Source organism: Sphingomonas montanisoli (assembly GCF_008274695.1).
Taxonomy (GTDB): Bacteria; Pseudomonadota; Alphaproteobacteria; order Sphingomonadales; family Sphingomonadaceae; genus Rhizorhabdus; species Rhizorhabdus montanisoli.
This window is the reverse complement of the sequence record NZ_VTOU01000002.1, coordinates 1053869-1067356: the sequence shown is the minus strand read 5'-3', so window position 1 is coordinate 1067356 and position 13488 is coordinate 1053869. Positions and strand designations below refer to the sequence as shown.

12 protein-coding genes are annotated in these 13488 nt (G+C 65.7%); 7 read left to right on the top strand and 5 right to left on the bottom strand.

Annotation, left to right across the window (positions count from 1 at the left end):
- The first annotated feature begins 426 nt into the window (after positions 1-426).
- Positions 427-969: a CAP domain-containing protein gene (locus FYJ91_RS10855; protein ID WP_149522239.1), complete on the top strand. Its 543-nt coding sequence runs from the start codon at positions 427-429 to the stop codon at positions 967-969.
- 218 nt (positions 970-1187) lie between these two features.
- Here the strand turns inward: FYJ91_RS10855 and FYJ91_RS10850 are convergent, their stop codons facing one another.
- Positions 1188-1748, bottom strand: a complete 561-nt coding sequence (locus FYJ91_RS10850; protein ID WP_246152560.1) for a hypothetical protein — start codon at positions 1746-1748, stop codon at positions 1188-1190.
- Positions 1749-1958: 210 nt separating this feature from the next.
- On the opposite strand from FYJ91_RS10850, the gene xrtV reads away from it, so the two are divergent.
- Both xrtV and epsI read left to right on the top strand, forming a co-directional pair.
- Complete coding sequence (gene xrtV / locus FYJ91_RS10845) at positions 1959-2879, top strand: exosortase V (protein WP_149522238.1); 921 nt, start codon at positions 1959-1961, stop codon at positions 2877-2879.
- Positions 2876-3583, top strand: coding sequence for an exosortase-associated protein EpsI, V-type (gene epsI / locus FYJ91_RS10840; RefSeq protein ID WP_149522237.1), 708 nt, complete (start codon positions 2876-2878; stop codon positions 3581-3583). The genes xrtV and epsI overlap by 4 nt, the downstream gene beginning before the upstream one ends.
- On the opposite strand, the gene FYJ91_RS10835 is transcribed toward epsI, so the two are convergent.
- Positions 3580-3840: an XrtV sorting system accessory protein gene (locus tag FYJ91_RS10835; RefSeq protein ID WP_149522236.1), complete on the bottom strand. Its 261-nt coding sequence runs from the start codon at positions 3838-3840 to the stop codon at positions 3580-3582. The genes epsI and FYJ91_RS10835 overlap by 4 nt on opposite strands.
- Positions 3841-3952: 112 nt before the next feature.
- On the opposite strand from FYJ91_RS10835, the gene FYJ91_RS10830 reads away from it, so the two are divergent.
- Positions 3953-4939 (top strand): SurA N-terminal domain-containing protein, encoded by a 987-nt coding sequence (locus FYJ91_RS10830; RefSeq protein WP_149522235.1) that lies wholly within the window; start codon positions 3953-3955, stop codon positions 4937-4939.
- On the opposite strand, the gene FYJ91_RS10825 is transcribed toward FYJ91_RS10830, so the two are convergent.
- Entirely contained in the window at positions 4933-6387 is a 1455-nt protein-coding gene (locus FYJ91_RS10825) for an exopolysaccharide biosynthesis polyprenyl glycosylphosphotransferase (protein ID WP_149522234.1), read from the bottom strand. The two genes, FYJ91_RS10830 and FYJ91_RS10825, sit on opposite strands and share 7 nt — an antisense overlap.
- The gene (locus FYJ91_RS10820) at positions 6387-8099 is read right to left on the bottom strand and encodes a tetratricopeptide repeat protein (RefSeq protein WP_149522233.1); all 1713 of its coding nucleotides are present in this window, start codon (positions 8097-8099) and stop codon (positions 6387-6389) included. Before FYJ91_RS10820 ends, FYJ91_RS10825 begins: the two co-directional genes overlap by 1 nt.
- Before the next feature lie 140 nt (positions 8100-8239).
- Here FYJ91_RS10820 and FYJ91_RS10815 point away from each other — a divergent pair, with 140 nt between their 5' ends.
- From FYJ91_RS10815 to FYJ91_RS10805, 3 genes are read left to right on the top strand one after another with little or no spacing between them, the layout of a single operon-like run.
- Positions 8240-9259 carry a glycosyltransferase family 2 protein gene (locus FYJ91_RS10815; RefSeq protein WP_149522232.1) on the top strand — a complete coding sequence of 340 codons (1020 nt, stop codon included), beginning with the start codon at positions 8240-8242 and terminating at the stop codon, positions 9257-9259.
- On the top strand, positions 9256-10401 hold the full coding sequence (locus tag FYJ91_RS10810; RefSeq protein ID WP_149522231.1) for a glycosyltransferase family 2 protein: 1146 nt from the start codon (positions 9256-9258) through the stop codon (positions 10399-10401). Before FYJ91_RS10815 ends, FYJ91_RS10810 begins: the two co-directional genes overlap by 4 nt.
- The gene (locus tag FYJ91_RS10805) at positions 10398-11927 is read left to right on the top strand and encodes a hypothetical protein (RefSeq protein WP_149522230.1); all 1530 of its coding nucleotides are present in this window, start codon (positions 10398-10400) and stop codon (positions 11925-11927) included. Before FYJ91_RS10810 ends, FYJ91_RS10805 begins: the two co-directional genes overlap by 4 nt.
- On the opposite strand, the gene FYJ91_RS10800 is transcribed toward FYJ91_RS10805, so the two are convergent.
- Positions 11928-13481 (bottom strand): hypothetical protein, encoded by a 1554-nt coding sequence (locus FYJ91_RS10800; protein ID WP_149522229.1) that lies wholly within the window; start codon positions 13479-13481, stop codon positions 11928-11930.
- Positions 13482-13488 lie beyond the last annotated feature (7 nt).

Sequence of the window (13488 nt, the reverse complement as noted above, 5' to 3'; positions counted from 1 at the left end):
CGCGCGGAGGGGGTGCACCGGTGAAAGTCCGGGTAGCGGGGCTCGACGTGGCCGCCGCGGTAAAATCGTCTCCGGTCTCACGACCGTCGAGCACGAGCCGGTGTGAGGACCGGCCCGCGGCGCCCCAACTTTCTTTGCGTAAACAATCGTCGCGCCGAACCGATGATTCGCGCCCTGCCATCTCGTTTGAATGGTAAAATTGGCCGCAACATTTGGCGCAATTTCGAACATCCCCAACGCGGAGTTAACCGGGCAAGCGCCGGGTTCGGCACGATAATCGCTGCCTCCGCACCTGCGCGCCGTCCTTCGAAAAATCCGTGTTTGTCAGCCTGTTAGTGCTGAACGTGCGGGTCACTAATCTCGCCAACCACGCCGCAAGGTGCCGTCTCCATACTGATCCCCGTCACGCAGTTGGAGTGATGGGTAATGCGTTTTTCGACGACCACGGGACGGATGGCGAAGCTGGCGATGGCCGGCGCAATCGCGTTGGTGGCGCCGCTCATGCAGGGTGCGACCGACCTGAGCACGAACTTCAACGATCGCGTTCTGGCAGGCCATAACCGCGAGCGCGAGGCGCTGGGCATTCCCGCGCTCCGCTGGGACAAGAATCTCGAGCGTGACGCCGCGATCTGGGCACAGCACCTGACCGCGGTCGGTTATCTGGTTCATTCACCGGACGAACCGCTCGATCCCGATCCCGAGGGCGAGAACCTCTGGGCGGGCACGCGCGGCTATTATGGCGCGGACTCGATGGTGGGGCTTTGGGTGGCCGAGAAGAAGAACTTCAAGCAGGGGATCTTCCCGAACAACGCGATCAACGGCGATCTCGAACAGATCGGTCACTATACCCAGCTTACCTGGCGTTCGACCAAGGCAGTAGGCTGCGCGCTGGCCCATGGCCGCCGGGACGATTTTCTGGTGTGTCGTTACAATGAAGGCGGCAACGTGATGGGCGAACGCCCCTTCTGACGCGCCTTCTTCAAGAGCTTCCGCGAAGGGCGGGGGCCGGCTTTTGACGGGGCCGGCTCCCGCCTGACTCTTCATCCTCCCCCGCCAGGGGGAGGTGTCAGCGTAGCTGACGGAGAGGGAGGACGGGGACGAACCTCAAGTTGGCTGAAACCTCCCCCTCCGTCGCCTTCGGCGCCACCTCCCCCTGGCGGGGGAGGATAAGGAGGGAAAGGCCGGCCTCAGCCCGCCTTGCTCTCGTTCTTGGTCTCAGCCCAGGCGTCGAACGGATCCTGGCGGCGCTGCTGGCCGCCGTTGCGGCGATAGCTGACGCGCGCGACACCGCCGATGATGCCGAAGCCCAGCACCAGCTGGACCCAGGTCTCCGGCTCGGGCACGCCGCCCGGGCCCTGCGGCACCGGATTGCCACCCGCCGGCGGCACGAAGATGCGCGGGGTGAGCGGGATGGGATTGGTCACGTCCGGGCTCGGCCCTTCGGCGAGCTGCTGGGGCGCGGCCTGAAGCGGCTGAACCGAGGTTTCGGGCAGGTTCGACAGGGCGAACGGCGTGACCGTGGGGCAAGGCTCGTCGGCCGCCGCCATCTGCATGGCGCTCGCCTCGCCTTCCGCACCCGGAGCGCGAACGCGCGTCTTGGGCTTGGCATATTGACGCGGCTGGGTCGCCTTGTGGACCGCATCGCGGACCTTGGGGGAGGCAAGGCTGAGCGCGGTGGTGCCCGCGACCGGGCACACGCACGTCATCAGCAGCTTAGCCGCTTTGGACGCTGCAGCTTCCTTCAACATCTCGACAACCCCAATACTCGGCCAAAACAGCCACTCTACGCATGCGGAAACATAGCATGCCTCGCTGAATCCGCAAACCTTGACGGTTAACGCCTGTTCCCTCGCGAACCGATCGGCTATGGACGCCGACGGGGAAGCTGGAAGCCCTTTCCAGCCGCGGAGCAACGGGCTTTGAAGCTATACACATCCCTGGTTAAGGCTTCCTAAACCATGACCGGTCAAGACGGTCGCGTGGCGAACCAACATGTAAACAATCGTTATGGATGGAGCGATCTGGCCCCCGTCGTGCGCGGCCTGCGCCCGATCTGGCCCTTCGTCCTGGGCGCGCTGATTCTCGCGCTGCCGACCTTGTTCGACGTCGCGAGCGAAAGCTGGTCGACCGAACAGGGCGCGCACGGCCCGATCGTGCTGGCGACGGGCCTGTGGCTCTATGCCCGCCGTTGGAGCGAGGCGAAGACGCTGGCGGCGCCGGGCAACCCGATCGTGGCGCTGCTCGCCGCCCTGGTGTTCGTGCCCGGCTATGTCGTGTTCCGGATCATCAACGTGATCGAGGTCGAGGGGTTCTGCATGTACGCAACCCTGCTGACCGGCGCTTATTACCTGATCGGTGCGCGGGCGCTGCGGCTGATGTGGTTCCCGATCCTCTACATGCTGTTCATATTCCCGCCCCCCGACACGGTGGTCGCGATGATCACCCAGCCGCTCAAGATCGGCATTTCGCAGGTGTCGATCGATCTGCTGCACCTGTTCGGTTATCCGATCGCGGGATCGGGCGTGATGATCAGCATCGGCCAGTACGACCTGCTGATCGCGCAGGCGTGCGCCGGGCTGAACTCGCTGATCAGCCTGTCGGCGATCGGGCTGTTCTACATCTACGTCCGCCACAATGCGAACTGGCGCTATGCGATGCTGCTGATGCTCGCGATCGTGCCGGTCGCGGTGCTGGCCAACTTCATCCGCGTGATCGCGCTGATCCTGATCACCTATTATCTGGGCGATGCCGCCGCGCAGGGCTTCCTGCACAATTTTTCGGGGATCACGCTGTTCCTCTTCTCGGTGTTGGGCATCTTCGGCGTCGATGCGCTGGCGAGCCCGCTGCGCCGCCGCCTTGCGAAGGCGGGCCAAGCATGACGGACGATAGCACCCCCGTGGTGAGCCGACGCGCGATGATCGTGGGCGGCGTCTGCGCCGCGGCGAGCGTGATCGCCAATTCGCGCCGCCCGGACGAGCCGCTGCGCATGGCCCCCGCCAATGCCGATCTGAACAAGCTGATCCCCAAAAAGATCGGCAACTGGACCTTCGAAAGCGTCGGCGGGCTGGTGCTTCCGCCCGAGGACCAGTTGAAGGGCGGCGTCTATTCCAAGCTGCTGACCCGCTATTACGGCGCGCCGGACAGCGAACCGATCATGCTGCTGATCGCCTATAGCGGCCAGCAGGACGGCATGCTCCAGGTCCACCGGCCCGAGGTCTGCTATCCGGCCGCCGGCTATCAGCTCGACGAGAATTACATCAAGCCGATCGACATGGGCGGCGGGCTGACCGTTCCGACCCATTTCATCGCGGCGCGCAGCAACACGCGCCACGAACAGATGATCTATTGGACCCGGATCGGGAATGCCTTTCCCGAACGCTGGTATCAGCAGCATCTGGCGGTAGCGGAGGAAAATCTGAAGGGCCGCGTGCCCGACGGCGTCCTTGTCCGCATCTCGACCGCGGCGCCGACCGACGATCGCGCCATCATGCTGCTCGATCGGTTCGTCGCCTCGCTGCAGTCGCAATTGTCCCCCGTCGCGCGCCGTATCCTGTTCGGCGACGCCGGGGTGAAGAAAGCCTAGGCCCGGTCGAGCGGCTTCAGAACGACGAAGACGAATACTGCCGTCGCGAGGATCAGCGCCACGGCGATCGCATGATAGAGGATGCTCTTGTCCTCGACCGCGTGGTTGCCGAAATAGTTGGCAACCGCGCAGCCGACCGCCGCGACCAGATATTGCCACAGCGAATCCCGCGGCGCCACGGCCGTCGATCGCTGCATGAACAGGACCACCAATCCCGCGAACATCGCGACCGTGATCCAGTCATAGGGCGTTTCCACTGCGTTAAACCTTAGCTGCCATCTGTGCGTCGTTGGTTAAGGCTTGTCGCCCCGGCGGGCAATCATGTAGCAGTCGCCCGGGGCGAAGTTTCGAAAGAAAGGGAATATCGGCGTGCGTCTGAAAGCGATCATGCTCGGCACCACGATGGCGGCAGCGCTGATGCTGGCGGCGTGCAGCAAGGAGCCCAAGGGTCAGGTCGTGGCCGTCGTCAATGGCGACGAGGTCTCGATGGCTGAACTCAACGCCGAACTGGCGGGGGTCAACATCCCTGACAACATCGATCGTGCGATGCTGCGCCGCCAGGTGCTGGAACGCATCATCGACCGCAAGCTCCTGGTCCAGAAGGCCAAGGAACAGGGCCTCGACAAGACCCCCGAATATGTCAGCCAGCAGCGCCGGCTCGACGAAAATCTCCTCGTCTCGATGCTGGGTCAGAAGGTCGCGCAGACCGTTCCCGCGCCCGACGATCGCGACGTGACGCAGTACGTCGCGGACAACCCCACCATGTTCGGCCAGCGCCAGCGGCTGTTGCTCGATCAGCTCCAGTTCGAAGCGCCCAAGGACAATAAGCAGCTGTTGAACCTGCGCGATGCCCATTCGCTCGACGATATCGCCGCCATCCTGCAGAAGATGGGCCTCGCGTCGCGGCGCGGCCGCGGCGTGATCGACACCGGCCGCCTCGATCCGCAGCTGATGAGCAGGATCAACCAGATGCCCGCGGGCGAACCGTTCGTCCTGCCGTCGAACGGCAGCTTCGTCGCCAGCGTCATCGTCGGCCGCGATCAGATCGCGACCCCGAACAATGTCCAGCGCGCCGTCGCGACCGAGGCGGTGCGCCGCCGCGCTTTGTTCAACGAGAGCAAGGCGCAGATCGAGCGCGCGCGCCAGCAGGCGGACATCAAGTATCAGTCGGGCTTCGAACCCAAGAAGCAGGCCGAAGCGCGCAAGGCGATGCCGGTCGACAAGCCCGAGGTTCCCGATGATCCCATCGCGACGGGCCAGCCCATCGGCGCCGCACCGGGCACCGTCCCGCCGCCGCCCGCCGCCGCCGCAGACACCGCGCCGCCCCCCTCGCCCGCGGCGCCCCCGGCTCAATAAGCGTCGGGATCGCGCCAGATCTTGAATATGGTCTCCAGGATGATGCGGATGTCGAGCATCAGGGACCAGTTCTCGATATAATAGAAATCCAGCTCGACGCGCCTTTTGGCGCGTTCGACGCTGTCGATCTCGCCCCGTAGCCCGCGCACCTGGGCAAGTCCGGTAATGCCGGGTTTGACCCGGTGGCGCGCGGTATAGTGGCGCACCGCATCGAAATAATAATTGTCGCCGACCATCATCATCGTCGCATGCGGGCGCGGGCCGACCAGGGACATTTCGCCGCGCATCACGTTGATCAGCTGCGGCAGTTCGTCGATGCTCAACCGCCGGATGATCCGCCCGATCCAGGTCACGCGCGGATCGCCGCGCACGGTGCGGTCCGTGCCACTCGGATCCTGCAACTCGGTGCGCATCGACCGGAACTTGAGCACCTCGATCTTGACGTTGTTGAAGCCAAAGCGCTGCTGACGGAACAGGATCGGCCCGGGGCTCGACAGCTTGATCAGGATCGCGGTCAGGATCATCACGGGCGACAGCACGATCAGGCCCGTCGCCGCGAGAATCCTGTCTTCCAACGCCTTCACCAACAGCGCCCAATCCCGGATCGGGCGCTGCCACAATGCGAACAGCGGCAGCGACCCGATGAAGCGGACATTATACTGGCTCGAAAGATCCATCGCCTCGCGTGGCATCAGGCAGACATCGACCGAGATCGACTGGAGCGCCTCGGTCAGCTGGTCGAGCCGTTCCTGGCCGATATTGGGCAACGCAATCAGCACCATGTCGATATCGCCCCGGCCCAGGCGATAGCGAAGCTCCTCCATCCCCGAATAATAAGGCAGCCCCCACGGCGCCTCGGCCGCCACGCGCGTCGTCCGTCCGTCGGCGATACCGACCACCGACAAATAAGGGAGCCGTTCGAGCTCAAGCAGGCGGATCGCGCGTTCGGCGGTTTCGGTTTCGGCGCCGTAGATGATGATCCGCTGCCCCAGCTTGCCCGCCTGGACCAGCTGCCACACGATCTGCCGCACCGCATAGCGGCTGACGAACAGGAACAAGGTGCAGCCCGCGATATAGCCTGCGGCCAGCGCGGCCGGGAAATGCGGCGCGGGCTCGATCGACCAGGTCGTGCCCCCCACCATCAGCGCGGCGACCAGGAAGGCATAGACCACGCCCTGATCGCTGTCCTGCCCGCGCCCCATCGGCCGGTCGTAAGAGCGGCGGGCCAGGCGCAGCGCGAAGAAGTTTCCCGAGATCAGCACCGCGATCCAGCCGTAAGGATAGAGCGGCTCGTCAAAGCCGGTGATCTTCGGCGCCAGCCAGAATGCGAGCATTCCGCCCGCGACCAGCGCAATCAGATCGGCCGCCACCACCATGGTTGTGACGATGCTCTGGGTCAGCCGGTATCGGCGTGCCCAGCCTGCGACGGGGGCGTGGGGGCGCAGCATCACCGCGTTCCCCCGGGTGGCGGCGGCACGGCGGTGCCCGCAGGCGCGAAATCGTCCGCGCCCTGATCGGGGGTCAGGGTGACGGCCATCGGCGGGGGTTTGGGCAGCTTATCGAGTTCCGCCTGCAGATCGCGGCGCAGCTTGTCCGTTCCGCGCAGGCGGGTCAGCCCCACGATCACCGACTGAAGGCAGTTGGCGTCGCGCGCGGCGGCGCAGAGCCGGCCCCGTAGCGCCCATCCCGCGGTCATATCCACGTTCTGGCGCGTGAACATGCGCACGACGTCGAGCGCGCGGTCACCTTTGCCGGTGGCCTGCAGCCACGCGACATAGGCCTGCAGCGCATCGAAAGCGCCGCTGATCTCGGTCAGCGCGCGCGCATAATGCGTTTCGGCCATCGCCGGATCCCCGCGCGCGGCATAGACGCGCGCCAGCATGATCCGGCCACCCGAATCCTGTGGCGTCTTGGCGACGATCGCCTGCGCATCCTCCAGCGCCTCGTCCAGCTTCCTTTCCGCCAGCTTGATCCGCACCCGGACGAGCAACGCGTTCGGATTGCTGCGGTCGAACGTCAATATGTCGTCGATCAACGGCTTGGCACGGCCGAGCTGCCCCAGCCCCGCGAGCGCCCCCGCCTGCACCACCCGCGCCTCGACATTGGCGGGATTGACCGGACCGGCGCCGACGATGGGCGAAACGATCTCGATCGCATCGGCAAAACGCCGCTGCTCGATGGCGAGCCGACCGAGCGTGACGCGCAGTTCCGGCCCCGCCGATGTCGCCAGCCCGCGCAGCTGATCGATGTCGATCACGTCGCCCATCGAGGTCCACAGATCGACCACGCGCTGCTCGATGCGGGGATCGTCCGCCTTTGCGCGCAACATGCGCGACAGCACCGGCGCGGCCAGATCGCCGCGCTTATATTCGTACATGTTGCGCGCATATTCGAGCGCGATGTCGGCATCGTCGGGGCGCAGGCGGAACAGCCGCTGATAGGTCGCCTCGATCGGCGCGAAATCGTCGCGCGCGCGATACATGTCGAGCAAGGCGACCAACCGGGGGATGGTGTCCCCCTGGGACTTCAAAGAATCCTCGAGCAGCGCGATCGCCTTGTCCTGCTCCCCCAACGCATAGTCGACGCGGGCGAGCAGGATCGTCGCCGCCTCGTTGGTCGGATCGATCGCGAGCATCTTGCGTGCGATTTCGCGCGCTTCGTCATGTTGCTTCCGGTCGAGCGCGACCGATCCCTTGACGATCAGCATGCGCAGGTTGCGCGGCTGGGTCGCCAATATCTGATCGGCATATTTCAGCGCATCGTCCTGCGAGCCGCCCGAAAAGCTCAATTCGGCCACCGACTGCACCGCTTCGATGTTGCGCGGATCGAGCATCAGCGCATTCTTGTACGCGGTATAGGCGTTCAGATAGTGGCCCAGCGCGAGCTCGACCCGGCCTAGCCGGTTCCAATATTCGGGAACGTCATCCTCAAGCCGCAGCGCGCGGTTGATCTCCAGCCGGGCGACCCAATAGCTGCGCTTGGCATAAGCGGCGTCGAAACGGGCGACCGCCTTGGTCGCGCGCTCGGTGCCCGATCCGCACCCCGCCAGCATCATGGAGGCGGCGAGCGCCGTCACCAGCAGCGGGCGCGACCATGCAAACGCGGAAGCGCCAAAGATTTCCCACGCGTGCGATAATCTCGCCTGGATCAACCTCGCCACAAGCACACTCTGCCGCGCGACCCCCCGATCCCGCGTTTCCTCAAGAAATCGATTACGGATTAAAGCGGATACGATCAAGTCGAGGCCGGCCAATCCTACACGGCTCGTCTTGCGAGAACGGATCGGCTAGGGTCGGAATCATGGGGGAAGCGACGACCGCACTGATCGTGATCGGCCGTAACGAAGGCGAGCGCCTGGAGCGGTGCCTGCGTTCGATCGGCGTCGGTCGTCCCGTCATCTACGTCGACAGCGGATCGACCGACGACAGCGTGGTGCTGGCCGAACGGCTGGGCGCCACGGTCGTCCGGCTCGACCCCGCGCAGACCTTCACCGCCGCGCGCGCGCGCAATGCGGGGCTCGCCCGGCTTGCCGAGGATGGTATCCGCGTCGACCATGTCCAGATGATCGACGGCGATTGCGAGCTTCAGCCCGGCTGGATCGAGCGCGCCGTCGCCGCGATGGAGGCAGATCCCGCTCTCGCGGTCGTCTTCGGCCGGCGGCGCGAGCGCTTCCCCGATCGTTCGATCTACAATTGGCTGTGCAACGTCGAATGGGCAATCCCTCCCGGTCCGGCCGGTTCGTGCGGCGGCGATGCGCTGTTCCGCCACAAGGCGATTGCGGCGGCGGGTGGGTATCGGCCGGAGATGATCGCCGGCGAGGAGCCCGATCTGTGCGCGCGCCTGCGTCGGGCGGGGTGGGAAATCGTCTGCCTCGACGCCGAAATGACGCTGCACGACGCCGCGATCACCCGCTTCGGCCAGTGGTGGCGCCGCACCGCCCGCGCCGGCCACGCCTTCGCTGAACTGACCGCGCTGCACGGCAAGCTGCGGGAAGGTCGCCCCTATCGCGCTGCCCGTCGTCGGATCGTGATGTGGGGCCTATTGCCCGTCCTCGGCCTGCTCCTCGCCGCCGCGATCGGCCTTGCGGGGCAGGCATCAGACGCGCGGATGATCGCCCTCGCGATCCTGCTCCTCCTCGCCGCCCAGACCCTGCGCCTCACTCTGCGTGAGGGGCTGCGCTTCCCGATGGCCAAGGCCTTCGCGCTCGCCAGCTTCCTGACGATCGGGAAGTTCGCCGAGGCGACCGGCCTGATACGTTACCTGTGGGAACAGGCGAGCGGCCGGCGTGCCACCCTGATAGAATATAAGAACGCCGCATGATCGCGCTCCTTGTCGGAACGGCGATAGCGCTTGTGCTCGGCATTCCAACGCTGACGTTTGCGGTGGAGTTGGCGCTGGGCCTGCTGCCGCCGCGCCGATCGATCGCGCCGATCTGGCAGGGGCGCTTCGCCGTGATCATCCCCGCGCATGACGAGGCGGCCGGCATCGGCCCGGTCCTAGCCGATCTGCGCCAGGCGTTGCCGAAAGAGGCCCGCCTGCTGGTCGTCGCCGACAATTGCCGCGACGACACCGCCCGGATCGCTCGCGCGGCCGGCGCCGAAGTCATCGAACGCACCGATCCCGCCCGCCCCGGCAAGGGCCATGCCCTCGCCTTCGCGCGCGATCATCTGGCTGCCGATCCGCCGAAGGTGGTGGTGGTGGTCGATGCCGATTGCCGGGTCGAAGGCGCGGGGGTCGAGCGGCTCGCCGCCATCGCTTATGTCCGTCGCCGGCCGGTGCAGGCGACCTATCTGATGGCCCCGCGCCCCGATGCCGGCCCGATGGTCCAGCTGTCGGGTTTCGCGATGCTGGTGCGCAACATGCTGCGTCAGCGAGGGCTGCGGCGGCTGCGCGCGCCGGTGGTCCTGACCGGCAGCGGCATGGCCTTTCCGTGGCGCAGCTTCGCCGCCGCGCGGCTCGCCACCGGCGAGACGGTCGAGGATCTGGTGCTGGGCGTCGAATTCACCCTGATGGGCGTGCCCCCGCGCTACGCCCCCGGCATCCGCGTCTGGTCCGACCCTGCCGGAGATTCCGGCACCCGCGAACAGCGCCGCCGCTGGGAGCAGGGATCGCTCGCCGCCGCCTGGCGGCTGGCCCCGCGCCTTCTGCTCAGCCCCCGTCCCGGCACCACGATGCTGGCGCTCGATATGCTCGTCCCCCCTTTGGCGCTGCTTGTGCTGCTCGATGGCGCAGGGATCGCGATCGCCTTCCTTCTGGCGCCGGTCGCCGCCATGGTACTCGCCGCGCTTGCGGGGCTGGCGGGGCTACTGATACTCGCCGCGTGGGCGCTGTACGGGCGGGCGCAGATGCGTGGCCGGACATTGTTCAAAATCCCGTTCTACATCCTCTGGAAACTGCCGATCTATGCGGGCGCCCTGATCGGCCGCGAACGGCGCTGGACCCGCACGAGCCGCGACGCATGATCGAAAAGACAGACGATATTGGCGGCTTCGATCGCTTCAAGCTGGCCTGTGCCGCGCTGGGCCTGATCGGCTATGCGATCGGGCTGTGGCACGTCCACCGGATCTGGCCGACCAGCGATCAGGCGATCTTCGACTATGTCGCCTTCATCGGCGCCAATGGCGGCATGTATTATCGCGACGCCTTCGACATCAGCTGGCCGATCCCCTTCCTCTATCATGCCGCCGGGCAGGCCATCTTCGGCGTACATCCGTGGACGTTTCGCGTCTTCGACATGGCCGTGCTGATGCCAATCGGCCTGACGGCGATGGCATGGCTGCTCAAGCGGTGCGGCTTCGCACGCGCACCATGGATCGTGCTGGCAACCTATCCGATTCTCTATGCGACGTCAGGTGCGTGGATTTCCGGCCATCGCGACATCACCGCGATGCACCTGCTGATCCTCGCCGCCGCGCTCATGATCGACCGGCCCAGCCCATCGCGGCGCGGGCTTGCCGGCTTCGTGCTGATGATCGCGACCTTCATCCGGCCGACCTACCTCTTCGCCGCCCTGCCGCTGTGGCTGATCGATCTGCGTGCCGCGCCGGCGAGCTTCCGGTTGCGGATGACGGCGGGGCTGATCGCGGGCGGGATCGCCGTCGCCTTCGCCTTCCTGATGGCGGGCCTGCAGCTGGGCACGATCGGCGACTGGTATGAACAGGCCGTCCTGTTCCCCGCCACCCGGTATCAGGTCGATCAGGGACGGATGCGGCTGATCGGCGATTTCATCACGATAGTCGCAAGCCACTGGCGCTGGCCCTTTGTGGTGGCTGTCGGCGGCGCGGCCTTGTGGGGCATGGACAAAGCACGCCGTAGCCGTTTCGGGCTGACTCTCGCCGCCTTGATCCTGACCGTGATCGTGTCCTTCTTCGTCCAGAACAAAGGCTTCCCTTATCATCTGAGCGGGTTCGTCCCCCTCATGCTGCTGTCGACCGCCGCTGGAATCGATGCGGGGTGGAGCCGACTGCGTGAAGCCCGGGGCGCACTGCGCGCGGCGCTCACGATGATGATGCTGATCGCCGGGGGCGGGCTTGCGATGGGCAGTGGCGCACGCGCCGTCGGGCCGCTTCTCGCCTGGAACCCGCCGATATCGCAGGTGGAGATTGATCGGCGGACCATCGCCGGGATCATCCGGTCGGAAAGCCGGCCCGACGAACCCATCCTGCAATGGGGGCGCCGTTATGATGTCGCGGTGCTCAGCGAAAGGCTGTCGGCCAGCCGCTATATCAATTCGCAGCTGATCGCCCGACTATCGGCCGACGATCGACTGTTCGCGCCGTGGATCGGCACCTTCCGGCACGAACTGGCCGCTCGTGCCCCCGTCTTCATGATCATCGATCGCGATCAGATGCCGGGGCGCCCGGATCGGCTACCTTTACCCGTCAGCGTGCGGCCGACGCCCGCGGTGGCGACGTTCGTCGCGCTCGCCAATCGCAACTATACGGTGCGTGCGCTCACGCCCGAGATATTGTTGCTCAAGCACCGCTGATCATTTGCCGGGCGGATGCGCCTTGGCGAACGCCTCTACCGCGCGCGCCTTGGGCGATTCCGCCAGCGGCGCACCGTCATAATCGCGCAGGCCGAATCCGCCCTGCGCGCCGGACCCGCCGACGAGGCTGTAGATCGCGAACACATCCCCCGCCTCGCGTGCCCACCCGTCGAGCAGCCGGGTGTAAAGCGACGCCATCCGCGGATCATGGTTGATGCGATCCAGCAAGGGCACATCATAGGCGATCAGGACGTGCGCGCCGCCTTCATAAGCGATCAGGCGCTTGCCAAGGCGGTTGGCCACGGCTTTGGCCTTACCGATCTGCGCGACGGTCGCGTCGACCTCCTTATCGAGCTGGGCGAAAGCCTCGTCGATATCGGGACGCGGCAACTTGGGGTCTTTTGGGAAGACCTTCTCGCCGAAATAAGGAGCGACTGCGATCGCATCGATCGACGCCGCCACGTCGTTCTGCTCGATGATCTCCAGCGACTGGAGATAGTTCAGATTGCCCGAATAGACGCGCACCAGATCGCGAGGCCGATCGGCGAACGTGCGGCTCCAGATGCTAGCCATCCGCTTGGCGCGCAAAGCATATTGCATCAACTGCCCTTCGTACGGATAGCGGCCAAGGCCGGCGGCCTTGCCATCGATCATAGCCTGCTGGCCTGTGAAGAAGCCGCCGTGCCACGCCTCGTTGCCGATCTCGACATAGACAGTGCGCCCCCGCGGCAATTTGTCGTGCACCATCTGCGCGAAGCTGCGGATATAATCGTCGGTGGAATCGTATGGCAGCGCGAACCACGGATCGACATTGGCCTGCCGCACCAGCGCCATCATGTCGCGCGCCGTCGCGCTATTCCGGTAATTCCGCGGCATCGTCGGGCCGGCATCCAGCGCAGCGCTGAACGAACGCTGTCCGTTGACGTTCATCCATTCCATGAAGCGCACGACCCGGAAGGGCGCGAGCGAGCGGACGAAAGCGGGATCAAATACCTGATCGCGCGGACGGTCCGCCTCACGGCAATCGACGTCGCTGACGGTGTCGACCACGTCGCCGAACCATATCGTCGCGCGAGGCGGCTTGGCATCGGTGCCGCGAATGGCGTTGCGGCCTTCGCGGGTGAAGGCGAACTCGAACATGTTCGGGCCGCTCGCCAGCATTCGCACATCACCATCGGCCCAGCTCTTGGCCTGCCCTTGCCATGTGCAGCGGATCACCTGACCAGGCTTGGCATCCAGCGGGTAGAACAGCGCCACCGTCGCGGTCGCGCCCGCGGGTAACCTGGATGGCCACCCGCCCGGACCAACCTGTTGCGGCTCGATCTTCTTATATCCTTTGCCGGGCAGCTGCGTGTTTGGGTTCGCATAGACGGCCAGGTTCGTATAGGATCGGGACTCCATCCAAAAGGCGGGCGAATTCAAATTGATGCCCAGCTGCGCCGGCGGCACGCCATTAGCGCGGGCCACGGTGGACCAGATCGCAGATCCGACCCCCAGCACCGCCACGATCGCCGCTGCGAGCAGCAACAGGGCGCCACGTTCCGAACGATTCACTGGGTCC